The sequence below is a fragment of the Vibrio sp. M260112 genome, from assembly GCF_036533775.1.
In the GTDB taxonomy this organism is placed as follows: domain Bacteria; phylum Pseudomonadota; class Gammaproteobacteria; order Enterobacterales; family Vibrionaceae; genus Vibrio.
Genome location: NZ_JATABH010000012.1, coordinates 15,105 through 41,437, shown reverse-complemented (window position 1 = coordinate 41,437; position 26,333 = coordinate 15,105). Strand labels below are relative to the sequence as shown.

Sequence of the window (26,333 nt, the reverse complement as noted above, 5' to 3'; positions counted from 1 at the left end):
CCGCAACCAAATACTCACTTAATTTAATTTCACTATGGTTCAGCAACTTCTTGCCGTTTTCGCGCCTATGTTGTTAGGGGCGCAGCTTATTCTCACTCTGATCTTAGTTAAAGGCGATATCTGTCCAGGTCAAAGAGGTCGTATTCATAAAATGCTTCCAACCTTGGCGATTCTTTGGCTTGCGGTCTCTTCATTGCGTATTGAAGCCATGATGGTTGTGTTCGCAATTGCTTACTTTTATACCCAAGTTCAAACCAAGAAAACCCGCGATCAAGGTCCGCTTTGGGTGATGTACCTTGCCAATGGCTTGGCGTTAGCCTATGTCGGTATAGAAGTGACGACGCAAAGTTCTCTCGCTGCCAGCCTGAGTGTTCTGATCCAAGTTTTCCTTTTAGGGGCAATCTTGGCTCATCTGCTGCTGACCATTGCTCGTACTCGCTTACAGGCGTTTCATAGAATATTGCCTGTGACAGGTGTTGTTGCGGCAATGCTGATGAGTTTAGCCATACTGCTCAAAGCTTCTGGTTTGTCTGCTGAGGCATTAACCAACATTACTCAGCCGTTACTGGTTGGTTTGGCACTACTTATTACCGCGGTGGTCATTTGGTGTTGGCACATGTTGACCTCAAAAGAGATAAATAAACTGCAACTGGCGATGGCACTGGCATTTTTACTCCTTTCAGCGACCTCAAACCAAGCACTGTTAATGCTGTAAGTTTGTTAGCCTGCTTCTACAAAGATTAGAGCTGAATCACTTCAATTTCCTCCGTTTAGGTCTAGGCTTAGAAGGCGAGTGTGCAAAAGGAGAGGGTGATGGATCTTAGTAATGCCGGCAGCTTTGACAGCATAATTCTACTAGGTATTGTCAACGAAAAGCTGCGCTTGGAATGTGACTCTTTTGAAGAGTTAGTCAGCATGTATGAAATGGATGTCGAAGCGGTGATAGGTAAACTGGATATGCTAGGTTACAACTATGACCCATTGACGAACCAGTTTAAAGCGTACCAAAGATAACGATAAAGGAGGTGTATGCCTCCTTTTTTGTTTCCGCTAAACCGTTTTTATACCGTCTAAATGGCTTTGAGATTGTAGACGGGCAGTATTAAAAAATGCCTGTAGGTAACGCTTGTCCCTATCTGAATGGCGTATGGCGGCGAATAGCCGTCTCCATAAACCATTCCCCAGTGGGATGCTGGCAATCAGTCCCTGTCTCGAAAATTCACTGATGGCCCAGTTAGGCAATGCGGCAACCCCAAGACCAGCAGAGACCATCTGGATCAGCATCAGAGTATTGTCAGCCTGCTTCCATTTTGCTGGTTCTATGTTGGCGGGTTGCAAAAAGTGTTTAACGACATCCAATCGATTCTTCTGAACCGGATAAGAGAGCATTGTCTGATCGGCTAAATCCTGTGGCTCAATGGCAGGTTTTTGTGCCAGGGGATGGGAAATCGATGTCACCAATCGCATTTCGAAGTCAAATAGAGGCTCGTAATGGACTTCGGATCTTGGCTGAATGTCGGAGGTAATCACCAAATCCAACTCGCCTGCAAGTAGCGCAGGTAATGGTTCGAAGCCAAATCCTGACGAAAAATCGAGCGTCACGCTTGGCCAAGCAAGTTGATACTCCTTGAGCGCAGGCATCAGCCACTGAAAGCAAGAGTGACACTCAATCGCCATGTGTAGCCGACCATTTACGTCCTCTTTGAGACTGGCAATCTCATTCTCAGCTTTGGCAACGCGAGGTAACACCTCATCGGCGAGCTTTAAAAAAATCTCGCCTTCGGAGGTGAACTTAACTGGACGCGTTTTACGCAGAAAGAGTTGACCCCCAATCCTCGCTTCAAGATCTTTTATCTGATGAGACAGTGCGGACTGAGTTAAATGGAGAGTCGTGGCTGTCGCGGTCAGCGAACCAGTGTCTCGCAGTGTTGTTAGCGTACGGAGGTGTTTTAGCTCGACCATGAATTCCCTTCAGATAGATGTCATTCGCATGAATTATATTAACCTAGCTTGTTTTTTTGGGTGTGTAAACATCTAGATGGCTAAAAATAGAATTCCAATCTCTATGAGCCCATTGAGCTAAGCCAAACGCCACTATGAAGAAATCTAATAAACATGTTGAATATTTGGAGATTGTTGTCGTGAAGATTTGGCGAGATAGTTTAGCCATCCAGACATCTTAATGATGTTGTAAATGCACAAACAGACGCTAGAAACAGAATCAAAAGGAATCACGACATGACAACAACGACACACATTCTTGGCTACCCGCGAATTGGTGAAAAACGCGAACTGAAATTCGCGCTCGAAAAATACTGGCGCGGAGAAATTGATCAGGCTGAACTGAAACAAGTGGGTTCAACACTGCGTCATAATAACTGGGCGACACAAGCAGAGGCGGGGTTGGATTTTGTATCAGCAGGGGATTTTGCTTGGTATGACCACGTTCTGACGACCACTTTGCTCCTTGGTCATGTACCTAAGCGTCATCGAGATGGATTCCCTGATCTTGATACGCTTTTTAAGGTCGGACGAGGTCAATCTCAGGCAAGTTGCGGATGTAGTGGTCATGCGGCGTCAGATATGACTAAATGGTTCAACACTAACTACCACTACATCGTACCTGAGTTCAGCAAGGATGACAGTTTTGAAGTAAGCTGGCCCCAGCTGTTTGAAGAAGTTAATGAAGCGATTAAAGCGGGTCACAACGTTAAACCTGTGCTGCTTGGCCCATTAAGCTACTTGTACTTAGGCAAAGAAGTGGACGAAGGCTTTGACCGTTTGTCACTGCTTCCTCGCCTGTTAACGGCTTATCAAGCTATCTTGGCAAAACTTGCAAAGCAAGGTGTTGAGTGGGTACAGATAGATGAGCCAATCTTAGCTCTTGAACTGGATAAAGCATGGCAAGACTCGTTCAAACTTGCCTATCAGGTGATTCGTAGTGACGTTAAAGTGTTGCTTACTACCTATTTTGATTCGGTCGTTGATACGCTTGATAAGATTGTTGAACTGCAAGTGGACGGCTTACATATCGATTTATCTGCGGCTCCAGAACAGCTAGATGTTGTGGCAAAAAATCTACCACAAAACTGGATTTTATCTGCGGGTGTGGTCAACGGTCGTAATGTATGGCGTGCCGATCTCAGTACACAGCTTGCGTTATTGCAACCAGTGAAAGAGACGCTCGGAGAGAGACTTTGGGTGGCAACGTCGTGCTCACTGTTACACAGCCCTGTTGACTTAGAACTAGAGTCAAACCTGAGTGAGGAGGTCGCTAGTTGGTTTGCCTTTGCCAAACAGAAGGTGACGGAAGTGGCGTTGTTGGGTAAAGCTTTAGATGGTGATCATGAGGCGATCTTAGCGTGTGATACTTACAGTGCGCCAATTCAAGCGCGTAAGACCGCAACGCACGTTAACAAACCACAGGTGCAATCCCGCCTCAACAAGATTACAAAGTCTCTGGCAGAGCGCAGTGCACCCTATGTGGAGCGCGCCGCGCATCAGAGTGAAGTCTTGGGTTTGCCGCTTTTCCCTACGACCACAATAGGCTCATTTCCACAAACGAGCGAAATTCGAGTACAACGCAGTGCTTATCGAACGGGGAAACTGTCTGAGCCTGAGTACCACCAAGCGCTCAAAGGTCATATCGCTGATGCAGTGAAGCGACAAGAAGCGCTAGATCTTGACGTACTGGTACACGGTGAAGCGGAGCGTAATGACATGGTTGAGTACTTTGCTGAGAATCTAGCGGGTTTCCAGACCACCCAATTTGGTTGGGTACAAAGCTATGGTTCACGTTGTGTTAAGCCAGCCATTGTTGTTGCCGATATTGAGCGCGAAAAACCAATTACCGTTGAATGGTCGACCTATGCACAATCATTAACATCGAAACAGATGAAAGGGATGTTAACGGGGCCAGTGACAATTCTATGTTGGACGTTTCCGCGTGAGGACATCTCGCGGAAACAGATTGCTGAGCAATTGGCACTTGCGCTGCGTGATGAAGTTTCTGACCTACAGGAGGCGGGTATTAACATTATTCAGATCGATGAACCTGCAATTCGTGAAGGCTTACCGCTTAAAAAGCGTGACCATAAAGCGTATCTTGAATGGGCGGTCGATGCGTTTAAGATTTCAGCGGCTAGTGCCAAACCAGAGACTCAGATCCACACCCACATGTGTTACTCAGAGTTTAACGAAATCATTGATTCTGTCGCAGCGCTGGATGCTGACGTGATCACTATTGAAACGTCGCGCTCAAATATGGAGCTTCTCAAAGCATTTGAAGAGTTTAACTACCCGAATGAGATTGGCCCTGGCGTGTATGACATTCACTCGCCTAACATTCCGAGTAAAGAGTGGATTGAGGGGTTGATTAACAAGGCCGCTGAGAAAATTCCGGCTCAACGTCTATGGGTAAATCCAGATTGCGGTCTCAAAACGCGTAACTGGAAAGAGACGGAAGCGTCACTCACGAACATGGTTCTTGCTGCTAAGGAGCTGCGAAAAACCTACCAGTCATAGAATTACCCTGAAAAACTAATAATGCCGACCTCAGGTCGGCATTATTGTTTTAACATGTTTAAATCGCTTCGCCATTGACTGTAACCGCAACATCAATATTACCACGAACAGCATTTGAATATGGGCAGACTTGATGAGCCACTTTCACTAACTCAAGTGCTTGCTCCTGAGGTAGCGCTAACGTTGCCGCTAAACTTACCGTTAATGCGAAACCACCTTGTTGGTTCGGGCCAATACCCACTTGAGCTGTCACTGGGGCGGATTTCAAGGCAACTTTTGCTTCTCGTGCAACGTGAAGAATGGCGTTAGAAAAACAGGCAGAGTACCCGGCTGCGAATAATTGTTCTGGATTAGTGGCAAGACCAGAGCCACCCATCTCTTTAGGGTAAGAAAGCTCTAAATCCAGTAATCCATCGTCTGTTTTAACTTGACCATTACGGCCTGCCAATGCTGTTGCTTGAGTTTGGTATAACGTCGTCATGCTGAAAATCCTTAATTTAAGTTGTGTGCAATCTAATTGTTAGCAATCTTATATCGAAAATTATGTTGAATGCAAGTATATTGTGCGCAATTTATTTTTTTGGGTGTATCATGTCTTATTGCGAAAGTAACAATTCATTCAGTGCGGAACAGAGTCTTTTACTCGACAATCAAATCTGTTTTCCACTTTATAGCGCCGCCAATGCGGTGATCCGTACCTATAGGCCATTGCTTGAGAACTTAGATCTTACCTATTCGCAGTACCTGGTGATGATGGTGTTGTGGGAGAGTGATGGTATCAATGTTAAGGATCTCGGTAGTCGATTACACCTAGATTCAGGCACCTTAACGCCGCTTCTGAAACGCTTAGAAAGCAAAGGGTTTGTTATACGTGGACGTAGCGAGCAAGATGAACGAGTACGAGTACTAAAACTGACTGACTCTGGAGCCAAATTACAGCAGCAAGCATTACAGATTCCAGCAGAAATGAAGTGCAAAATCCCATTAGAACTTGAAGAGCTCATCGTCCTAAAAAACCTGTGTCAAAAGGTACTGAAAACTCTAGAGGATTAGGCTTCCTCAGTGATTTAGGCAAGGATAAAGATAGTCAGCAGGTAAGAGGAATATATGATAGAAACATCACGACTGATCCTTCGCCAGTGGCGTGAGTCTGATAGAGAACCCTATCGCCGATTGAATGCAGATCCACAAGTGATGCGCTATTTCCCCTCACGCCTCACTAGCGAGCAAAGTGATTCGCAGCTAGACGTTTTGCGTCAACTTATCAATCTAAACGGGTGGGGATTTTGGGCGCTGGAGATCAAACAGACTCAAGAGTTTATCGGCTTCGTTGGCTTGCATCAGCAAGCAGAAGACAGTGGGATCCCTAATGCACCATTGGTTGAGATTGGCTGGCGACTTGATGTTCATCACTGGGGGAAAGGCTACGCCCCTGAAGCGGCTTGTGCGGCGTTAGATTATGCGTTTAGGCAACTTAACCTTGAACAGGTTTATTCATTTACAGCTTTGACCAATGTTCCTTCGCAAAGAGTGATGGAAAAAATAGGCATGCTCAACACTGGGCAAGATTTTGACCACCCGAAATTGCCGACTGGTCATGAGCTTAAGCGCCATTGTCTATATAGAATGACGCGTGAACAGTGGCGACTAACTGATTCGATTGTCACCAGTACTGTAGGCGATGGTCTGACTGATCTCGGCCAGTCAGCGACCATGTTTGCGAACGTACCATGCTCCAATGCCGCCTCATGAATCATTAGCGCATTGGCCTGTATTGACCTGATTTTAGCGTGATGGCGAATGCTTGCTCGAAATTGGGCCATTTATTGCGAACTACTTTCCAAGATATGCCACTCTGAAACACCTTCATACTTAATGCAGACAACCAACAGTCATCACCGATTTTCCGCAGTTGCTCGGCAGATAACGGGCGAGATAGCAAGGATTCCAACTGCTGTTCACCACCTTTACGCTGAGCCGCTCGATGGTAAATGTCATCAAATTTTTCCAAAGCCAATGTGATCGTCTCCTTTAATAATTGCGCTTCTGACCAGAGCAAAACACAAGTTAACCGCTCAATGACATAGTAGCGCCACAAGGCATTAAAGTCTGCGCGAAAAATAGGAGTTCAAAGAATGAAAAATTTATGGTTAACGCTTGCGGTGAGTATTTTTGTTTCTGGTTGCCAAATTAACCGTGTCGAAGGTGAGTATCGCGATGTTGAAGTTAAGGTTTCGAATAAAGAGTCATCGTCAAGCTCCGACTCAAACTCAACCTTCTGTCCGCCAGGTCAAGCCAAAAAAGGACGCTGCTAGCGGGGCGTCGAAAGTGAAAAAGCCAGAGCAGTGTCGCTCTGGCTTTCGCGTATATTTTCAAGTTTAAAGTGTGAGTAGGTAGTTGACCAACTGGCTGTATTCTTCGAAGCTGCCGATCTGTTCTGTTTTAACGAGATACTTATTGTTGACCACAACCCCTGGCACGCCAGTTAGCGTGCTCTTGTTGAACTGTTTGTCAAAACCACGTTGCATTGAATTAACGACGAAACTGTTATACGCAGAATCGAATTTTTTACCATCGATACCATTGTCAACAAACACTTGGCGAAGAGCCTGCTCATCTTTAGGAGGAGCTTTCAGTTCATGGATTTGTTTAAACATAGCGGGGACCATAGTTTCCTCAGCGTCTAGTGCAACCATGGTGGCGTATGATTTTGCCATAGGCACAGCCATGTCGTTCCCCATGAAGGCAACGTGTACTTTTTCTAGCTTTGTGCCCTCGGGAAGGCTCGCTTTCAACTGATTAATCACTGGCTCGAAGTTGTAACAATGCGGGCAGTAGAAGGAAAAGAACTCGGTTACTTTCGAGGTTGATGATTTTGGTTCTTCCAACACTTTGTAGTGAGTGCCTTGTTCAAATTGCGCAGCGTTTACAGCAAGCGAAAACATCATAGTAGTGAAGAATAATATTATTTTTTTCATTGCTTATTCCTAATGAATTCAATAAGTAAATAGATAGATTGCCTTACAGTGGGAGGCAGGAAAATTGAATCTAGGTTTAAGTGATAGGAGGACGAAATAAGGTTTTTGAACGTGTGATAGCCTTGCCAATATCATCAAGATAGCGAGGGGTCAGTGTCGGTATTTCTTGAACACCGATAGAAATAGACTGCGTCGTTGATAACTTGAGCAGGCAGATTGAAGCACAACAATGATGACCGGAAGCTTGGCTATAGCTCACTAGTTTAGGGCATTGAACAGGGTGGATCTGGTAGTGGTTTTTACTGCTGTCTAAGGATAAAAATGTTGACTCAGCGTTAGGTTCGCTAGCTTGCACGCTCACGATAGCGCTGCCGAAGAGCAGAGCCAATGTAACGATGAATGCGATCATGATAGAGCGACTAACCAACAACAATTTGATCCTAACTAACTTATGGTGTGGAGCTTAACGGATTTTTTCATCAATATAAATCTCCGTTGACCTAGGTTGGGGATGAGTTAACATTTCGGCAAAAAATACGGAACTTACTCAATAGGTTAAATTCTGTTACGCAAACGCTCTCTGAGGGACACTCTTGGTACATGAGAGGGGCTTTTTGCTTGGTATAGGTTGATCAGATTGCCCGCTAACATCAGTAATGCGCCAGCCAGAAGTGAGATTTGGAATTCTTCTGCATAGAGAACAACGCCCACCAGAGCGATAACAGGTAAACGCAAAAAATCCATCGTCACTACGATGGAAACATCGGCTAATTGAAGTGCTTTAGTCATACAGTAGTGGGCGGAGAGGGCTGTCACCCCAATATTGGCGAGCCAAAGCCATTGACTGCCTGCGGGAAATTGCCAATCAGGGACGGCGAGTGAGAAACTCACTGGCAACTGAATTAAACACATCAAAAACAATATCGTTAGTGGGTGCTCTGTGCGAGCAAGGGATTTTGTTGATGAGTGAGATACGGCGTAGCAAACGGCTGACGCGAGCACGATTAAGGCTGCGGGAGTCACGATTTCGAATCCTGGTTTGACTATGAAAAGCACGCCAACAAACCCCAAAGTCATAGCGACTAGCTTACGCTTGGTGAGTTGCTCTGCTAAAAATAGGGCGGCAATAATCGCTGTCCACAGGGGGACGGTAAATTCAATGGCAAATACTTGAGCAAGAGGAAGCAAGCCAATACCAATAAACCACCCGTATTGACCTGCGAAGTGAAAGAGATTGCGTACTGTATGAAGCTTTAGTCGCTTGGTATAAATTAAGTGCTGTTGCTGAGTGACTAGGATGACGATGGATATGATCGTTAAGGCTATCAAACCACGGAAAAACAAAACCTGAAAAGTGCCGAGTTGCCCACTTAACTCTCTAGCACCAACGGCCATCAAGCAGAAAGAGAACAAGGTGCCAAGCATCCATGCGGCTGATCGAATAACGATATTACTCTCCTTAGTTAAAATGTAACAAGCGTCTACTTCCTACTGCTTGTGAGGACTCGCGTCAACTTATGCCCGATAGCGAAAAAAATGATGCACACACCGAGTGTGAGCAATATGGAATAAGCGTAACCAACACTGGCGGAAACACCGAATCCCCATACAAAGGAGAAGACTAGTCCCTGAAGCGCTTGATAAGGCCATTGAATGATCGGAAAGTGAGAATCGCCCGCAAGCAGGTAGATAAGTGCCAGCAGACTAACTGAGGCAGTGAGTAAGCCGGTTAAGTTCTCTTTTTTCATGCGCTGTTTACGTCGTAAAAAGAAGATATTACGAGTAATTTCAGTAGCTGGCTAGAGGAATGTTTGATGCAGACAGCCATGCATAAGGCTGTCTGCAATCTGGTTAGTGGTGAACCAGTGTCAGACCACTTGGAAGTGCGTCACCGAATACTCGTTTGGATTCACTGTCGGACAACGCCTTGACCTGTTCAACCAGAAGGAGCCATGAGCCGTGAACCTTACTCTGTTTTAGCTTCGCTACGACTTGAGCTCGGACATCGTCGCTAATATCGAATAGGCGATCGCCCGTCTTGCGGCAAATCATCACCGCAGCAAAAGCGATCATTGGTTCTTTTTGCCAGTTTTGTTCAAGTAATTTAGGTAACCACTGTTCCACTTGCTCGCGAGAAATGACGGCGTGTTGGCTGCCATAAAGGGGAGTACGTGATGCGAGTCGACCTAGCGCCCACCAGTGGGCCTGTTCAAACTGGTTAAAGTTGATGGCCTTGCTTAAAAACCATGACGCAAGTAAAACCTTATCTTCGACCTCAAGATGCTCAAGAGAGGCTGCCAAGCGAACCATGGACTCATAGCCCATATCTTGCGCTGCTTTCGCTGATTGAGGGTTCTTCATCGCGCCTGGATGAAGGTATTTTGCAATGTCTGCTAAAATCGTTTCCTGCTGTTCTTGGTTTAATCCACCAGCGATGCGACGCCAGAATACCCACCAGTCAGTCCATCCCTGATGGTTTTTGAATTGAATACCTTGCTGGTAGAGTCCCCACACTTGCTCGATCCGCCAAGAGTCAGTGGCATCGCCAAAGCCAGGTCGCATCGCAAAACCCGCGAGACGAAGCCAGTTTTTCTCGTGTTGCTCTGAGCGACGTCGACGTTTGCGGCCGAGTGCAAAGGAATCAAACAACTGACGCAGCGTCGTGAAGTCCCAATCGTCGCGCTTACCCAGTTTTTTCTCTAAATCTTTCGCGAGTGTCTTAATTTCATTCGATTCAGCGCTTTTTTTATTGCCACTGTAGATACGAGCAATCAGCTCTTTGCATTCATTCAATCGAGGATGCAGTGCTTGCTGTTGGTCTTGTTCGGCTTTTTGATTACGGACTTCGAATTCCACAGCCCAGCGCTTGGTGTCATCTTCAGTATGAACACACTCCATTTTAAGTGTGCCTACTTCCGTCAACTGGCAAGCCAATTGCACTTCAACACGCTCTTTTTGGTTAGCTTGCAGCTCAACCCCTTCGCCTTGCAAAGTAGAGATGTAAGGGGGAAGAGGAGCAAATAGGTCAGGATCGACATCGACCATAACACCGTTCTGGATGGCCGTCTTGTTAGCAAGTGTATCGTGAGTCGTGGTGAGAAGATTGAAACGAACAGGCTCACCCAAAGTGAGAGAGAAGCGACGTCCGCTTAAGCGGATTTCATGCCCTTCTTCCGTTCCTTTGGCTAAAAGACATAATGCTTTGCCCATTTTGTTCTTTTCTTGCAGATGCAAAAAGTAAGAACGGGCTGCACCACCACCAATCTTTAACTGAGCGCCACGGCGTGCTTTGCCAAAGGCGACAGCACCCAGTGCGACAGACCAGTCAGGATGAGGGTTGTCGAGTACAGTAACTGCCGAACCTCGCCAGTTGTTGAGAAGCCTAGTCACACGTTCAGTCACGAGTTCACTGTTGAACACGCCCCCGTTGAGTAGAAGCCCTACAGGGATAGCCGGTTGGGATTCATCTTGCTGGTTAAGTGCGGCATAGGAAACTTGCTGGTGTTGATTTAGGAATTCAGCGATGTGCTTACTAACAGCAGGATCGGCGACATAAGGCAGGCCAAACTCGACAACGGCGCTTCGTCTCTTATCGGGTGTGTGGTTAAAGTCGGAGAGAGGGAAGAAACCATCGAGTGCGATTTGGTGAACTTCCTGTTTGCTGAGTGCAATACTTTTGGTGCCACCAAGCAGCTTGGAACCGCTACCCAACATAGTAATTTTAACTTCTTCAGGCGCGTCAGAAGAAAGCAGGTTTTCTTTTGCTTTGCGTGTTTGCTGAATAAGCTTGGTTAAGCTAGCTGCATTGAGTTTTTTACTTTGGCTGAATCGCTGTTCTGCTAAGTGAGCTAGGGCGAGATCGAGGTTATCCCCCCCCAGCATTAGATGTTCACCAACGCCTATACGATCGAGATTGAGTGCTTCGTCATGGTTGGCATCGGGGTTGAAGCGAGCTTCGATTAAACTCAAATCGGTAGTACCACCACCCACATCACACACCAATATTAAGGGCAGTTGTTTCAATTCATCGGCAGCACTGTGCTGGTGGCGTGCATACCAATCGTAGCAAACGGCTTGAGGCTCTTCGAGTAAGACGATCTTGTCCAGTCCGGCCAGTTGAGCGGCTTCTAGGGTCAACTTACGCGCGGTTTCGTCAAATGATGCAGGAACGGTTACGACGACATCTTGGTCTTCCAGCTTATTACTAGGATGACGGTAGTTCCATGCTTGTCGAATATGGTTGAGATAGCTGGCACTGGCAATGACCGGCGATACTTTGTCGACATCTGTTGCTCCTGCCCAAGGAAGAATATCAGAGCGGCGATCGACCGCTTGGTGTGATAACCAGCTTTTAGCACTTGATACCTGACGGCCTTCTACTTTGGCGCCCAGTTCACGAGCCCATTCGCCGATAATGACATGGGGAATATCGCCAGCAACGGGCTGCTCGTCCCAAGGTAATGTCAAATCAAGCGGAGATATCTGACCTTGTGCGGGATGGTAGCGAAAAGAGGGAAGAAGCGGCTTTCTAACCACTTCGCCAGGTCCGATAAGCTGGTCAATGTCGAACAGGGACACGTTGGAATGTTGTAGGTCGTCAGTAATTTCACAGAATGCGACAACCGTATTGGTTGTACCTAAATCGATACCGACTAAAAAACGAGGCGATGCCATAGAACAAAACCCTTGTTTACGAGATAAGGAAAAGCGGCACCAAAAGGTGCCGCTTAAATTTTTATAGTGATTGTGTATTCGAGCTTGCGTCTTCGCGCACGTCAAACTCTACATGCCATTTTTGGCCATTGTCGGCAGCGATAGCTTCTAGGTATAGCGTGCCGAGCTCAGTAACGCGTGAGGCTAGGGTAACCGGCACGACTTCGCCTTCACGGCGACCTTCGGTGACGGGTAGTGTTACCTGAATTTCTGGTAGCTCGTCTAGCTCTTCTGGTGCCCAGTGGTCAAGATGTGTCCCAGCCTCATCGTCACGGCGAACCGTAGAACCAAAGAACTGGAAGTTGACAGGCTGACCAATGATCAGACCAAATTCCTGACTTGGTACATTAACTTGAGAACCTTCTTCCATGCCAAATGGTGCAACACATAATGCTTCCATTGGTGGAGCCATACCAGGAATGGCTGGCATCGCACTTTCGATCCCCACATAATAGCTTGAAGCAATACCACCGCGGATACGTACGCCCTGACCACGACGAACAGCGCCATAGTAAGAGGCACCACTTGCGACTGCAAGATCTAGGTCAACGCCAGTGAGTCGTTTTGCCATTTCACAGTCAGCATCAATCAACCACTCATTGATGGTCTCTTCAAGACGGTGAGCGAGCAAGTTAGATTTAAGTACACCACCATTAAACAAGATAGCAGTAGGCTTAATAAAATCACTCGATGGTTGAGCACTGCCACCCATGCCAGGCATATTGGCAAAAGGATTGAAGTCTTGAGCCGGATTCTCGCCGTTTTGAGCATTGGCCTGTTTAGTTAAAAAGGCGGCGATGTGGCGTGTGATGCCTGCATCCTGAGCGTAAGGCAGACCCATCTGAGTTAGAGCACCACGGTTACGCTGCACAGGTTGTTCAGTGACCGCCACTTTAGGGAAAAATCCATCAACAAGAGTCTGTTGAACTTCCTGCTGTGTTAGCTCAGTTTTTAAAGTTGCGCCTAGCAGCTTAGAGCCGCGACTAGGTACCACAATAGGAACCGACTGTAGCTCGCTATCGTTGAGAAGGGCCTCTTTCGCGTCGCGACAAGCGTGTGTCATGGCTTGAACTTGCCACGGCTGAAGTTCTTTCCCTTCTTGAGCTAGTTTCATTTTCAAGCGATAGGCGAGGGCGAGATCCATGTTGTCACCGCCAAGGAGTATATGTTCACCAACCGCGATACGATTTAGGGTGAGATTGCCTTCATCCTCAGTCACTTCAACCAAAGAAAGGTCGGTTGTACCACCACCGATATCGACAACCAGTACGATATCGCCAACAGAAACCTCATCGCGCCACTTGTCATTGCTGTTATCAATCCAGTTGTACAACGCTGCCTGAGGCTCTTCAAGTAAAGTAAGGTGGACAAAACCCACGTTGCGAGCGGCTTCTGCGGTCAAATCACGTGCCGCAGGGTCAAACGATGCCGGTACGGTGATGGTCACGTCCTGATCGGCAAGTAGATGATTCGGATTTCTGTAATCCCACGCTTGTTTTAGATGCTCTAAATAGAGCTCAGTCGCTCGCAGAGGTGACACTTTTTCAACCTCTTCTGGGCTGCCTGCGGGTAGGAAAGCGTCACGGCGGTTTACACCACCGTGACACAGCCAAGATTTTGCACTAGCAATCAAACGAATCGGTGTTTTTGAGCCTAGATTTCGCGCAATTGCACCAACGAGCGCGGTTGGCTCTGATGTCCATGGAAGGACTCGAGACACAGGGTTCATCTCGTGCTCATGAGGCTGGTATAGGAACGAGCCCAACTGATTCCGATTCTCCACGGTGCCAGGTGCGGTTAGTTGTGGAATCGCCATGACTTCAACACGCGCGTTTTCATCGGTTGTATCGACGTAAGAAAGCACACAGTGAGTGGTGCCTAAGTCGATACCCACACTAAATTTAGCAAGCGGCTCTTGAGTCGGTTGTTGAGCAATGTTTTGCGTTTCCATTACAGCTCTACCTCTGCAGGAGCAATAACTGTTGCGTCATAGTTCTCAGCCAGCTTTGGCAGATTCATCGAACTTGCTTTCCAGCCTTTGTGAACGAGTGTGCCATGGAATGGTGCACTGCCCGTTACGTTACCTGTAAGGCGAACTTGTTGTGGGTTGAAACCTTGTTCAATAGTGATTCGTGTCTCTTCGTCTTCATTGCGAATATGTTCTAGTGTGACGTAGTCACTAAGCACTTTCTGACCACCGGTGTGGATCACACGAGCGGCTGCACCGACTTCTTCATCTGAGAATGAAGTCAGGTCTTCTTTGAGGAAATCAATCAATCGTGCTTCTTGCTGCATTAGCGCAAGGAGTTGCATCGCCGAGTCGGTTGAAGCGGTTGCAAGTTTTGATTCTACTTCGACGACTTTCTCGACGATTTTTTCGACTTCAACGACTTTTTCAACTTCAACGATCTTTTCGACAGGTTTTTCGACTTCGACGATTTTTTCAACTGGCTTCTCAACCACTTTCTCGATCACTTTAGATTTGCGAGACACCGAAATAAGAAGAAGCAAAACGCTTGATGCAGCGAGGCCTGCGTGAAGCATATCGAACGTTTGAGGGATCATTTGTAAATCGAACGTCATGACATTTCTCTTAACTATTTAATGAAAGGAGAGATTGGCTCAATCTCTGCTTTGGTTCTCAGCTTGGAACGAGAACCACGTTATTCTGATAAATTGGGGCAGATAGTAACATAATCAAGTCGCCATTCGGCTAGTAAAACAAGTCTTATCAGGAATTTTCGTCACCGTTTGGTCTGTTTTTGACCGAATTTTGCCGCAAAAAGAGGCATGCGCCACGAAACGTAAATTGTTTCATATCAAATTGTTGTTTGCGCTTTAAGTCATCAATTGGATAGGGCTACAATGTGACCGATATTTCGACAAAGCTGTAAACATAAAATGCGTTATGCAACGACTTAATAAAAAGCACTTCCTTTATCCCTTCTTAACATTTCTCTTTTCTCTGTTCGTTGCATTTTATGCGGTTTACTTTGCGTATCAGTCACAGCTGAAATATACCATCTCGTTAGTCGATAAACTGGCTGATCAGCAAGCAGAAAATCTCCAACAAATCGTTCAGAGTGATCTCCATTTTATCGGTGCAGGGGCGAACTTTTTTCATTCTACGCAATCACAGGATTGGGACAGATTTCCGGTTTTTGCTGAACAAGTGGTTTCGTCTTCACCAACGCTGATCGCTTTACAATGGATGCAACGTGTCGAGAAGCAGGATATTCCCAGTCATATTGAACAGGTTCGGAAAACATTTCCTGATTTCAATATTTACACAGTACCCAAAGATGGTGAGAAAACGACCGGCTATATCATGACGGATAACCAACCTGTCTACACCGCTTCTGATGTTTACCCTCGCAGCCTAGAAAACATCAGCGTATTGGGTTACTACTCGTCGCGCGAGCGCTTTCAACGAGTACTGAATAACATTACGATGAAAGGCGAGCCAAGCGTATCGGATAAAGTTCGTTTGCTACAAGATGGTCTTGACAGAAGTATTGCGAAATCGGGTCTTCTTGTTTATCACCCAGTGTTCGATTTAGAAAACGAAGATCAACTGATTGGTGTGGTAATTGGTGTTATACGTTCAACCAAATACTTTGAATCGATTGTGGTAAGAACCACAACGGAACAGGACTTATTAGTACAAGTTACGGACATGGGGTTTGATGCCGAAGATGATCCTATCCTCTACCGCAGCCCAAACTGGAACTACACCCAAGGTATCGAGATTACTAAACGCGTGGTGTTGCCCAATCGTGAATGGCTAGTCGATTTTAAACTCGACAGGCAGGTTACCCGCAATGACTCTTTGGTGCTCGCAGCTATCTTTCTCTCTGGCCTAACGATCGCTTGTCTGTTGAGTTTTATTGTCTATTTGCTAGTGAGAGACAAAGAGCACTTAGCGGTACTTCTCGATGAGCGTACTCAGGAGCTACAGTTCCTAGTTGTGCATGACTCTTTAACGGGTATTTATAACCGTAGAGCGTTTAACCAGTATTTACGTGAGCTGGTCAAAACCAATCAGAGCTTTGCCCTGATCACCTTTGACATTGATAGATTTAAGTTAATCAATGATCACTTTGGTCATGTTGCAGGTGACGAAATGCTTGTGTGTGTCGCGAAACTTATTCAACAACATTTGGTTAAAGAAGATATCTTTGTGCGTATGGGCGGCGATGAGTTTTGTATTCTTTCTAAAGTCACGAACAAAGATCAGTTAAGAGATTATCTGAATGTAATTCGTTGTGCAGTCGCTGAGCTTGTGCATACCCATGGTGGACAAAAGATTCGTTGTACATTGAGTATTGGCGCTGCAATTAGACGTCACGAAGATGAGGAGAGCATAATGCAAGTCTCTGACGCACAATTGTACAAGAGTAAACAGACTGGCCGTAATTGTGTATCAATCGCGGAATAACTGAACACTCAACGGCCAAGCAGTCGAGTTTTTCAAATTTCTGATGTAGAATTTTGCGCTTTCACAATATTGTCAACAAAGGCGAACCATGAACCATAACCGTGTTGTTTGTTTCGATTTGGAAATGTGCTGTTGGAATGAAAACGGTGTCGGTACCACTGGCGAAATTATTGAAGTCGGGCTTGCGGAAATTGATCTCGCTAGCGGTGAAATTGTTAAGAGAGCTCAGTACTACGTTAAACCTGAGCACGATGAAGTGTCACTGTTCTGTTCTCAATTGACCGGAATTACACCGCGAAAAATAGAAAAGCAAGGGCGTCCGCTTAGCGAAGTGATTAAGTCGATGGTGAAAAACTTTGGTGGCACAAATAAGATATACGCCGCTTGGGGGCGAGATGATCGCGTGCTGCGTACGGAGTGCAAAGCAAAAGGGATTGATATGCCCTTCAATGAATTCATCAACCTTGCCACTTTGTATCGGATTCAAAACCGCTTGAAAGACAAGCGAATAGGTCATAAAGCCGCTCAAGAAAGTAAAGGTATTGAGTGGGAAGGTCGCCAGCACTCTGGTTACGTAGACGCGTACAACTTAGCTAAGCTGGCACTGACAATGCTGTGATAAAAACGAAGGGAGCTCACGCTCCCTTTTCTATTTTTGGTCAGTGACCGACAACTTGGCGCGAATAAACTCACTGTGGTCAACGTAGAGTAACTCGGCAGTTTTTCGAATCACAGAGTCTTCTAATGGGTCGATTTGTCCATCGGCGTTCGCCACTTGCCACATCGCTTGTATCAAATCAAAACGTTTTTCTTGGCTCAGTTCTCTAAGTTGAGAGGTGAATTCATAGAGTGATGAAGCCTCTTTGCTGTTTTGTTCCGCTCTCGCGAGCAGACTTATTGCCTGATTTTCATCAATCGCGAGAAGTTTTTCGAGCAGATGTCTCTTGGCTATTTTTTCTTGTTCACTGACCTGATGATCGGCACCGGCAACCTCGCACAGAAGGGAAGCGATAGCCAGATTTGGCTCGCCTATGTTAGCGTGTCCCAGATCTTGCCCATCAAGGAGTTGCTTAAAGAGTTGGGTAATGGAATTCAACATAGTTGTTGCCTCAAATTCGTCTCTACAGCTATAGATAGTGATGAATAGCTGCAATAACAAGTCACTTTACATAAACCTTACTTTTCCTTTATCGGAGGAAAGTCCCATTCAACGCCCTCTGCGGTCAAAATCGAAACTCGCGATGGTTTGCCATGTTGATCCAGTTTCAACTCACCGATTGCGCTGGTGTTAACTAATCTACGTGTTCCTGGTGTCTCTGGATCGCGCTTCTTGATTTTTAGCCGCTTACGTTTGGTGAGAAAGTTTAGCGGAGAGCGGGGGGAATATAGTAAACGGTCGGCATGATCGCAGATTGCCAGCAGAGGTTCTGGAAAATGATTTTTAAAACCGCTGCAGGTGATTTGGTATATGTTTGGACTGTTACGTCGGAACCTCAGTTTGATGTCGTAAGCAAATGAGTAGTGAACATCGCCCGACAGAATCACAAAATTGGTCGGTGTTTTGGTATGGGTAAAGATACTTAGTAGTGTGTTCGCGCTTCCTGGGTGCGCCATCCAGTTTTCAGCATCAATCACCAAAGGTTGTCCAATCACGGTGGCCGCTTTCTGCAAAGCTTCGATCACCTTAACGCCAAACATTGGCGCCGCCGACACCACTACGACCTTATCTTGATGCATTAGCTCATGTTGAAACTCGATCAAGGCTTCCCAATCCATCAAACCGGAAGGTTTGTTCATGCGAGATTCAGACCGCCAGCGTCGTGTTCTGGTATCCAACACGACAACTTTTGGGGAGCTGTGAATGGTGTAGTGCCAGCGTTCAAAAGTATATAGGTAGCGGATAAAATCGTCTTGTGCGTGGCAACTAGGTTGTTGGATAAAGCGATTCGCTACATCGAGAAACTCTTGGTTGAAGTTGTCAGGCTCGTTTCCCCAGCCTTGACAGAGCCAGTACGCAATTAACCCATTCCCAATGATTCGGTTTGAAAGAGGGTGGCTGTACGCCGCCTTTTCCCATCCGATAGTGAGGTTCCAGTCATCGGTGACATCGTGGTCGTCGAAAATCATGTAGGTAGGGATGTGGGCGAACAATCTTTGTACCATAGGTAAGCCAGTGACAAACTGGCTTATGATTGCTTTTTCCTCGCGCCACTTGTGTTGAAATTTTGGTGATATCGATTGGCCACCATGTGTAAAGCCCGCGTCGAGCAAGCGATCCATATTGACGCAATGCCAAAGAGCGGGTGACCAAACCAGCAGATACATCGCGAAGAACTCTGAGAAGGTAACCAGATGATTCTCTGCTTCGCGAGAACTGAATATTGGCGCGTTTCGATGTGGCAACAGTTTGGTTAACCAATGACCGTCGTCAACATAGTGCGGGAGGAGTTTATCTCTCGAATAATAGCAGTGTGGGTGTGCAAACAGCTGCTCGCTCGAGGAGAAAGGCGCGCCTTCGAAGCGCTCGTCTGGTAATCCAAGAAGTTGAATGGTTTGAATAATGGCATCCAGCATCGGGCCAGCGACATGGTCTGCATAGATTTGATCACCACTCATCATTAGCAAGTCAGGACGTTGCTGCAACTCTTGCATCGCGACTTTTCTATCCGCCGCAACCAGTGCATCTTTGCTTGGATGGTGAGGATTACGGCAAGAGCCATGAAGTATATAGTCAGCTTTGGTTGAGATACGAAATGTTAGTGAGATTTCATCCTCGTACAGCAGGTAGGGGCAAAGTTCCGTTATTGCGCCATGCTGCGTCACAAACTGGTAGCTGAGGGCGACATCGGTCGGAAATTGACCTCGGAAGTGTGCCAAGGTGAGATAGCAGTGAGCGCCAAGCGGTAACTGGTTACACTGTTCGAGGTCTTGGCTGAAAATTTGACCTTGGTTCGGTTCTAGATTGAGTTCAAATTTGCCTTGCAGTGGTTCACTGGTAACCAGCCAAAATACCAAGTCGTTGGCGGTTGTTTTTCTTAATATAGGGCCTGCGATAACAAAGGGTAACTTACTATTCATTGACTACTCAGTGGGTGGCTCAGGGACTTCAGGGTCTTCCAGTATTTCGATGATGTCTGAGCTGGAAAGTTCATGACCCATGAGAAAAAGAGCCAGCATGGCATCTGCTTTCGTTTTCGTGTCCGAACTTTCTTCAAGAATCTGTTCAAAGCGATGGCGGATCATGGCGACTTCATGTTCGACAAAACCGCGACCTTCCTCTTCTCCCTGAGTCTCTTCTGGTGCTGAGTCGAAATGCAAAAACATCATTTCGCCATCTTGTGACGTATCAATCAGGCGCTCTGGTAGCCAGGCTTCACCTGTTACGATGTCTGGATCACTCCCTTCTGGCAGTGAATTTAATAAACTTTTTAGTTCAGATGCTTTCACAATATTTTGATTTAGTGGATCATATATATATTTTAACGACGAATGACCAAGAAACATAAGTATTAACTGCGATGTTTAGCTAGATTTTGGCTCTCTTCGTCACTTTTGGACCAATAATGACATTTAATAAACGTCTCATTGCCTTAGCCGCCATGGCTAGCAGCATGACATCAATGCAACTGCTCGCAAGTCAAGACACTTCAATCGGAGAACAAGATTGGGGTATAGCAGCAGTGTATCGAATGGCGTCGATTCCTTTTAATACTCAGAGTGAGGATCAGACCGTCAGCACGTTTGTTCCCCTGATGTACTTTAATAATGACCACTTTTTCGTCAATGGACTTGAAGGTGGCGCTTATCTTTACACATCGGGCGACGAGCGTTACCAGTTGAATGGTTTAATGCGCTTACGTTTTGTCGATATTCCTGCGTCGGCACAAAATGCCCTTCAAGGCGATACCTTCGATTTTGGTGCTCAACTTAGATACCAAATTGACCAGCAGTGGCATCTTGATAGCGAACTGATGTCTGATTCAGATTCTCGTATTCATGCCAACCTCACGGCCTCAGGATATTATGAATTTGGCGATTGGGAGTTGGAACCTCATCTGACTGTACGCTATAAAGGTGCTGATTTTAATAGCGAGTATTACGCCTTTGCGAGGCAGACCAATGAACAAATTGGCGCAGGGGTGGATGTTAAGCTAGGGGTAAGTGCACGCTACCATGTTTACTCCAACTTGTACTTGCTTGGCGCGACCAGTGTCACTCGTCTCGATAATAATGCTTATAACGCTTCTGCAATTAACGACCGATATCAAGGTGAAGTTTATCTTGGCTTTGGATTCTTTAATGACAAGAGCAAAGCGCCAAAATCCGAGCTAACCAACAAGCGTTATTTCAGGGTTGCACACGGTTGGGCTACGCCATCCAATCTCGGTGAGATTATGAAATTTAACACCGAGAAAGATCCCTATAATAACCAACTGACTTCGTCGTTTTATGGACACCCATTAACCGATGAGATCTTTGGCGTTCCGCTTGATATCTATTTCACGCCGGGTATTGTTCACCATTGGTCATCAGACGTTCAGTCGTCAGCCACTGAATATGTTGCGGCGATTAAGGCGTATTACACCGTTGATTGGCCGACCAAATGGCGTTTTGGTTTCGCAGAGGGTGTCTCTTATATCGACAGTTTTACTTACATCGAACATGAAGAGATGAAATCGAAAGACTACACACCTAGTAACTATTTGAACTATCTTGATTTTTCTTTTGATGTCAATGTCGGGGATCTGTTCAATAGCCGCGATTTCGATAAAGTCTGGGTCGGATACTCTTTGCATCATCGCAGCGCGATTTTTGAAAAAGCCTCTCAATACGGACGCATTAAGGGTGGCAGTAACTACAATTCCATCTACGTCCAGATCGATTTTTGATCCGAGCCGATTAGCTGGGCCAAACTCTTAAAACCGAGCGGCAGTGATGCCGCTCGGTTTTCATCGCCATAAAAACTCTAACGAGCCCATGATAGTGCTTCCTTGGAACGGTTTACTCGTATAACACTAGCTTTGTTTAGACGCTAATATGTTTGCAGAACAGAGTGGTGTAAGCCTGACGGTAAGTTGTGTGATACAATTCGCACGCTTTTGAATGAGAAATAAAAAATAGGAAATGCTTTGACTTCGTCACAGCCTAAAAAAGAGACCAACATGACTGCATCAACAAATAGCGCAGCCACGTTACGTAAAGCCCTAAATGAGTGCATGCTGCGCGACCGCTTCCGTTTGAGTAAGCGTATTTCGGGTGCCAGTAAAATTAAGAATGACGCCTCACGCTCTGCCGTGTTTGATGAGATTGCGCTTGATATTGCCAAGTCTATGATGGAAGCAGAGCAGCGAGGGCATAGCTCACCAACAATCGAATACCCTGAAATCCTCCCCGTCAGCCAGAAAAAAGACGATATTGCGAAAGCGATAGCAGAGAATCAGGTCGTGATCGTTGCAGGTGAGACCGGTTCAGGAAAAACGACGCAGCTGCCAAAAATTTGTGCCGAACTCGGGCGTGGAAAATATGGTCTGATTGGTCATACCCAGCCTCGACGTCTTGCGGCGCGCTCTGTCGCTAGTCGTATTGCACAAGAGATGGAAACACAGCTCGGTGAGTTTGTGGGTTATAAAGTTCGTTTTAACGACCAAATCTCTGACAATACACAGATCAAGTTAATGACGGACGGTATTCTACTGGCTGAAATTCAGCATGACCGTTTTCTGAACCAGTATGACACCATCATTATCGATGAAGCGCATGAACGTAGCCTAAACATCGATTTTATTCTCGGCTACCTCAAAGAGCTGTTACCGCGTCGTCCGGATTTAAAGATTATTATCACGTCTGCAACGATCGATCCGGAGCGATTCTCTAAGCATTTTGGTAACGCACCGATCATCGAAGTGTCGGGGCGTACTTACCCTGTTGAAACACGCTACCGTCCACTTTTTGGTGATGACGATGTTGACCGTGACCAACTGCAGGGCATTTTCGATGCGGTTGACGAGCTTTGTGAAGAGGGTCTGGGTGATATCCTGATCTTTATGAACGGTGAGCGTGAAATCCGTGATACCGCTGATGCGTTAGCAAAACGCAATCTAAAGAGCACAGAAATTGTGCCTCTGTATGCGAGATTGTCAGCTGGCGAACAGAACAAGATCTTTCAGCCACATGCCGGACGTCGAATTGTGCTGGCAACTAACGTAGCCGAAACATCATTGACGGTACCAGGTATTAAATACGTGATTGACCCTGGTACCGCGCGTATCAGTCGTTACAGTTACCGAACTAAAGTACAGCGTCTTCCCATTGAGCCAGTTTCTCAAGCAAGTGCAAATCAGCGTAAAGGTCGATGTGGTCGTGTTGAGGAAGGGATCTGTATCCGTTTGTATTCAGAAGAGGATTTTAATGCTCGTCCAGAGTTTACTGATCCAGAAATCCTGCGTACCAACCTAGCTTCAGTTATCTTGCAGATGACGGCATTGGGACTGGGTGATATTGAAGCTTTCCCATTTGTCGAAGCGCCAGATAAGCGAAATGTCCAAGATGGTGTTCGTTTGCTGGAAGAGTTGGGTGCGATCAATGAAAAAGCGAAAGACCCGAAAAAACGCCTGACGCCGATTGGACGCCAATTAGCAAGATTGCCTATCGATCCGCGCTTGGCACGCATGGTACTTGAAGCGCCTAAATATGGTGCACTGAAGGAGCTAATGATCATAGCGTCTGCGCTTTCGATCCAAGATCCTCGTGAGCGTCCAAGTGACAAGCAGCAATCTTCGGATGACAAGCACCGTCGCTTCTTCCATGAAGATTCAGATTTCATGACTTTGGTAAACCTTTGGGATTACATTCAGAAGCAACAAAAGGCATTGACGGGCAACCAGTTCCGCAAACAGTGCAAGCAAGATTATTTGAACTACTTGCGTGTTCGTGAATGGCAGGATGTCTACTTCCAAGTCCATCAATCAATGCGTGAAATGGACTTTAAACTCAATGACGAACCGGCGAGCTACCAAGGTGTGCACAGTGCGATTTTAGTTGGTTTGCTTTCTCATATTGGTATGAAAGACCAAGAGAAAAATGATTATCAAGGCGCACGTAATGCTCGTTTTCATATTTTTCCAGCCTCAGGTCTGTTCAAAAAACAGCCGAAGTGGATCATGTCGGCAGAGTTGGTGGAGACCTCCAAGCTATGGGGTCGTATTATCGCCAAGATTCAGCCAGAGTGGATTGAGCCTTTAGCGAAGCATCTGATTAAACGCAGTTACAGCGAACCACATTGGTCGAAAAAACGTGCTGCGGTTATGGCTCACGAAAAAGTGATGCTTTACGGCGTGCCTATTGTACCAAAGCGTTTGGTTAACTACGGCAACATTGACCCAGTCGTCAGCCGTGAACTCTTTATTCGCAGTGCTTTAGTGGAAGGAGAGTGGGAAACCAAACATGCTTTCTTTAAGCAAAACCGTAAGTTATTGCAAGAAGTTGAAGAACTCGAACACAAATCTCGTCGCCGTGACATTCTGGTTGACGATGATGAACTGTTTGATTTCTACGATCAGCGCGTGGGCACCGAAGTTGTGTCTGGCAAACATTTTGATACTTGGTGGAAGAACGCATCAAAACAAAACTCAGAGCTACTGAATTTTGAAAAAGAGATGCTATTTAAAGGCGATGCCAGTCATGTCACCGATCTGGATTACCCTAACTTCTGGCACCAGAATGGGTTAAAACTCAAACTAAGTTATCAGTTTGAGCCTGGTGAAGATAACGACGGTGTAACGGTTCATCTGCCGCTGCCAATATTAAACCAAGTAGAACCCGCTGGTTTTGATTGGCAAATTCCTGGTTTACGTCATGAGTTGGTGGTCAGCCTTATCAAGTCGTTACCAAAGACTATCCGTAAGAATTTTGTGCCAGCCCCTAACTACGCTGATGCATTTTTAGCACGCTCGACGCCTTTTGAGTCGCCATTGCTGGATTCATTGGAGAAAGAGCTACGTCGAATGACGGGGGTAGAAGTACTTCGCGAAGATTGGAATCTAGAGCAAGTTCCCGACCACTTGAAGGTGACTTTCCGTGCCGTTGATCATCGCAACCGCAAGCTCAGAGAGCATCGTAACCTTCATGAACTCAAAGAGAGCTTAAAAGATAAGGTGCAGGAAACCCTGTCAAAAGTTGCTGACGATGATATTGAGCAGCAGGGTTTGCACACTTGGAGCTTTGGCGAGCTACCGAAAGTTTATCAGCAGAAACGCGGTGGTTATGACGTTAAAGCGTATCCAGCGATCGTTGACAGCAAAGACAGCGTCGAAATCAAGCTATACGAAACCGAGTATGAGCAAATTTCAGCAATGAAAGCCGGTCAGCGCCGTTTGATATTGTTAAACGTACCGTCACCGATTAAGTATCTGCACACCAACTTGCCAAACAAATCGAAGCTCGGTTTGTACTTCAACCCTTACGGTAAAGTTCTCGATCTCATCGATGACTGTATCGCTTGTGGTGTTGATAAATTGATAGAAGAGAAAGGTGGTTTGGTGTGGGAGCCAGAACAGTTCGAACAGCTTAAAGAGCACGTACGCGCTGAATTAGGTGACACTGTGGTAGAAATTGCTCAACAAGTTGAGACAATTTTAACAACGGCTTTTAATATCAATAAGAAGCTGAAAGGCAAGATTGACTTTACGATGGCTTTTGCCCTGTCTGACATTAAAGCGCAAATTGAAGGGTTGATTTTCAAAGGTTTTGCGACAGAGTGTGGTTGGAAACGTCTACCTGATATTCTTCGCTATATGAAGGCCATTGAGCGTCGGATGGAAAAACTGCCGATCGACCCTAACAAAGATCGTTTGCACATGCTCAAGATTGAGTCGGTCAGCAATGATTACAAAGAGCTGCTTAACAAGATACCTAAGGGTGTTGCCGTGCCTGATAACGTCAAAGAAGTGCGTTGGATGTTAGAGGAATTGAGGGTGAGTTTCTTTGCTCAACAACTTGGTACGCCATATCCGGTATCGGACAAACGAGTTAAAATGGCAATTGATGCCTGTTAGGTATGCAAATTGCATCAGTAAATATACAGTTCGGAATTTTGACAAATACGGCAGAAGCTTGCCAGCCTAAGCTTCTGCAACTTATAACTAGAGAAGGTTTATTATGAAAAAGACACTACTCGCGCTAGCTCTGATTGGCGCATCAGCTACAGCTTCTGCGGACTCTTGGATTTACGGCAGCGCAAGTGTGGGTCAAGCGGATCTGGGCAATGAATCATCAACCTCGTACAACGTTCACGTTGGTACAGGCATTCTTCCATTCATCGGCTTGGAAGCGGGTTACCAAAACTTTGGTGATTTCGACAATGTTACTTACGGTAACAGAACACTAAACCTAGAAGGTTCAGCTGTTTACTTCGCAGCAAAACCAAGCATCGATTTTGGTCCGCTTCACATTTACGCAAAAGCGGGTATTCACTCTTACGAACTGACTGGCCGCAATAGCGATTTCAAAGAAGACGAAATTGACATGATGTACGGTGTTGGCGCTGAGTACTTTGTAATGGGGCCAATTTCACTAGGCGCAAGCTACAACGTATTCTCAATGAAAGAAGAAGACGTTAAGAACTTCTCTCTTAACGCGACTTTCCACTTCCTATAATCAATAGGATAGAATGACTTAAAGCC

At 46.0% G+C, this 26,333-nt stretch carries 21 protein-coding genes and 2 pseudogenes; 11 read left to right on the top strand and 12 right to left on the bottom strand.

What is annotated here, in order from left to right; all coding sequences use genetic code 11:
- Window positions 1-34: 34 nt before the first annotated feature.
- Both QTN95_RS07865 and QTN95_RS07860 read left to right on the top strand, forming a co-directional pair.
- Complete coding sequence (locus tag QTN95_RS07865; protein WP_138973283.1) at window positions 35-715, top strand: hypothetical protein; 681 nt, start codon at window positions 35-37, stop codon at window positions 713-715.
- A gap of 98 nt (window positions 716-813) precedes the next feature.
- The gene (locus tag QTN95_RS07860) at window positions 814-1,014 is read left to right on the top strand and encodes a DUF4250 domain-containing protein (protein WP_138973282.1); all 201 of its coding nucleotides are present in this window, start codon (window positions 814-816) and stop codon (window positions 1,012-1,014) included.
- A 36-nt stretch (window positions 1,015-1,050) separates the two neighbouring features.
- Here the strand turns inward: QTN95_RS07860 and QTN95_RS07855 are convergent, their stop codons facing one another.
- The gene (locus tag QTN95_RS07855) at window positions 1,051-1,962 is read right to left on the bottom strand and encodes a LysR substrate-binding domain-containing protein (protein WP_331417054.1); all 912 of its coding nucleotides are present in this window, start codon (window positions 1,960-1,962) and stop codon (window positions 1,051-1,053) included.
- A 276-nt stretch (window positions 1,963-2,238) separates the two neighbouring features.
- On the opposite strand from QTN95_RS07855, the gene metE reads away from it, so the two are divergent.
- Window positions 2,239-4,524, top strand: a complete 2,286-nt coding sequence (metE, locus tag QTN95_RS07850; protein ID WP_331417053.1) for a 5-methyltetrahydropteroyltriglutamate--homocysteine S-methyltransferase — start codon at window positions 2,239-2,241, stop codon at window positions 4,522-4,524.
- A gap of 58 nt (window positions 4,525-4,582) precedes the next feature.
- On the opposite strand, the gene QTN95_RS07845 is transcribed toward metE, so the two are convergent.
- Window positions 4,583-5,005, bottom strand: a complete 423-nt coding sequence (locus QTN95_RS07845; protein WP_138973280.1) for an organic hydroperoxide resistance protein — start codon at window positions 5,003-5,005, stop codon at window positions 4,583-4,585.
- 110 nt (window positions 5,006-5,115) lie between these two features.
- Here QTN95_RS07845 and QTN95_RS07840 point away from each other — a divergent pair, with 110 nt between their 5' ends.
- Together QTN95_RS07840 and QTN95_RS07835 are read left to right on the top strand one after the other, a co-directional pair.
- Window positions 5,116-5,577, top strand: a complete 462-nt coding sequence (locus QTN95_RS07840; RefSeq protein ID WP_331417052.1) for a MarR family winged helix-turn-helix transcriptional regulator — start codon at window positions 5,116-5,118, stop codon at window positions 5,575-5,577.
- Between the two features lie 54 nt (window positions 5,578-5,631).
- Window positions 5,632-6,168: pseudogene (locus QTN95_RS07835) on the top strand (GNAT family N-acetyltransferase); the annotation flags it as partial.
- A 50-nt stretch (window positions 6,169-6,218) separates the two neighbouring features.
- Here the strand turns inward: QTN95_RS07835 and QTN95_RS07830 are convergent.
- Window positions 6,219-6,541 (bottom strand): annotated as a pseudogene (locus QTN95_RS07830) (DNA-3-methyladenine glycosylase I); the annotation flags it as partial.
- 118 nt (window positions 6,542-6,659) lie between these two features.
- Here QTN95_RS07830 and QTN95_RS07825 point away from each other — a divergent pair.
- Entirely contained in the window at window positions 6,660-6,839 is a 180-nt protein-coding gene (locus QTN95_RS07825) for a hypothetical protein (protein ID WP_138973277.1), read from the top strand.
- A gap of 63 nt (window positions 6,840-6,902) precedes the next feature.
- Here QTN95_RS07825 and QTN95_RS07820 read toward each other — a convergent pair whose 3' ends face one another.
- The 6 genes from QTN95_RS07820 to QTN95_RS07795 form a co-directional block, all read right to left on the bottom strand.
- Window positions 6,903-7,502 carry a thiol:disulfide interchange protein DsbA/DsbL gene (locus QTN95_RS07820; protein WP_331417051.1) on the bottom strand — a complete coding sequence of 200 codons (600 nt, stop codon included), beginning with the start codon at window positions 7,500-7,502 and terminating at the stop codon, window positions 6,903-6,905.
- Between the two features lie 76 nt (window positions 7,503-7,578).
- Window positions 7,579-7,932 carry a hypothetical protein gene (locus QTN95_RS07815; protein ID WP_331417050.1) on the bottom strand — a complete coding sequence of 118 codons (354 nt, stop codon included), beginning with the start codon at window positions 7,930-7,932 and terminating at the stop codon, window positions 7,579-7,581.
- Between the two features lie 125 nt (window positions 7,933-8,057).
- A complete protein-coding gene (locus QTN95_RS07810; protein ID WP_331417049.1) occupies window positions 8,058-8,927 on the bottom strand; it encodes a DMT family transporter in 870 nt (289 codons plus the stop codon).
- Between the two features lie 426 nt (window positions 8,928-9,353).
- Window positions 9,354-12,176 carry an Hsp70 family protein gene (locus tag QTN95_RS07805; protein WP_331417048.1) on the bottom strand — a complete coding sequence of 941 codons (2,823 nt, stop codon included), beginning with the start codon at window positions 12,174-12,176 and terminating at the stop codon, window positions 9,354-9,356.
- A gap of 61 nt (window positions 12,177-12,237) precedes the next feature.
- Window positions 12,238-14,166: an Hsp70 family protein gene (locus tag QTN95_RS07800; RefSeq protein ID WP_331417047.1), complete on the bottom strand. Its 1,929-nt coding sequence runs from the start codon at window positions 14,164-14,166 to the stop codon at window positions 12,238-12,240.
- Window positions 14,166-14,798 (bottom strand): DUF2760 domain-containing protein, encoded by a 633-nt coding sequence (locus QTN95_RS07795; RefSeq protein WP_331417046.1) that lies wholly within the window; start codon window positions 14,796-14,798, stop codon window positions 14,166-14,168. The genes QTN95_RS07800 and QTN95_RS07795 overlap by 1 nt, the downstream gene beginning before the upstream one ends.
- A 325-nt stretch (window positions 14,799-15,123) precedes the next feature.
- Between QTN95_RS07795 and QTN95_RS07790 the strand changes: the two genes are divergently transcribed.
- Together QTN95_RS07790 and QTN95_RS07785 are read left to right on the top strand one after the other, a co-directional pair.
- On the top strand, window positions 15,124-16,653 hold the full coding sequence (locus QTN95_RS07790; protein ID WP_331417045.1) for a sensor domain-containing diguanylate cyclase: 1,530 nt from the start codon (window positions 15,124-15,126) through the stop codon (window positions 16,651-16,653).
- 88 nt (window positions 16,654-16,741) lie between these two features.
- Window positions 16,742-17,272: a 3'-5' exonuclease gene (locus QTN95_RS07785; RefSeq protein WP_331417044.1), complete on the top strand. Its 531-nt coding sequence runs from the start codon at window positions 16,742-16,744 to the stop codon at window positions 17,270-17,272.
- 30 nt (window positions 17,273-17,302) lie between these two features.
- On the opposite strand, the gene QTN95_RS07780 is transcribed toward QTN95_RS07785, so the two are convergent.
- From QTN95_RS07780 to QTN95_RS07770, 3 genes are all read right to left on the bottom strand, one after another.
- Window positions 17,303-17,752, bottom strand: a complete 450-nt coding sequence (locus QTN95_RS07780; protein WP_331417043.1) for a tellurite resistance TerB family protein — start codon at window positions 17,750-17,752, stop codon at window positions 17,303-17,305.
- 77 nt (window positions 17,753-17,829) lie between these two features.
- Window positions 17,830-19,731: an alkaline phosphatase D family protein gene (locus QTN95_RS07775; protein WP_331417042.1), complete on the bottom strand. Its 1,902-nt coding sequence runs from the start codon at window positions 19,729-19,731 to the stop codon at window positions 17,830-17,832.
- A 3-nt stretch (window positions 19,732-19,734) separates the two neighbouring features.
- Window positions 19,735-20,100, bottom strand: a complete 366-nt coding sequence (locus QTN95_RS07770; RefSeq protein WP_138973266.1) for a hypothetical protein — start codon at window positions 20,098-20,100, stop codon at window positions 19,735-19,737.
- A 116-nt stretch (window positions 20,101-20,216) separates the two neighbouring features.
- Here QTN95_RS07770 and QTN95_RS07765 point away from each other — a divergent pair, with 116 nt between their 5' ends.
- The 3 genes from QTN95_RS07765 (at window position 20,217) to QTN95_RS07755 (ending at window position 26,307) form a co-directional block, all read left to right on the top strand.
- Window positions 20,217-21,542: a MipA/OmpV family protein gene (locus tag QTN95_RS07765; RefSeq protein ID WP_443088860.1), complete on the top strand. Its 1,326-nt coding sequence runs from the start codon at window positions 20,217-20,219 to the stop codon at window positions 21,540-21,542.
- Between the two features lie 273 nt (window positions 21,543-21,815).
- Window positions 21,816-25,706 (top strand): ATP-dependent RNA helicase HrpA, encoded by a 3,891-nt coding sequence (hrpA, locus tag QTN95_RS07760; RefSeq protein ID WP_331417041.1) that lies wholly within the window; start codon window positions 21,816-21,818, stop codon window positions 25,704-25,706.
- A gap of 103 nt (window positions 25,707-25,809) precedes the next feature.
- Window positions 25,810-26,307, top strand: coding sequence for a porin family protein (locus QTN95_RS07755; protein WP_331417040.1), 498 nt, complete (start codon window positions 25,810-25,812; stop codon window positions 26,305-26,307).
- The last annotated feature ends 26 nt before the right edge of the window (window positions 26,308-26,333 follow it).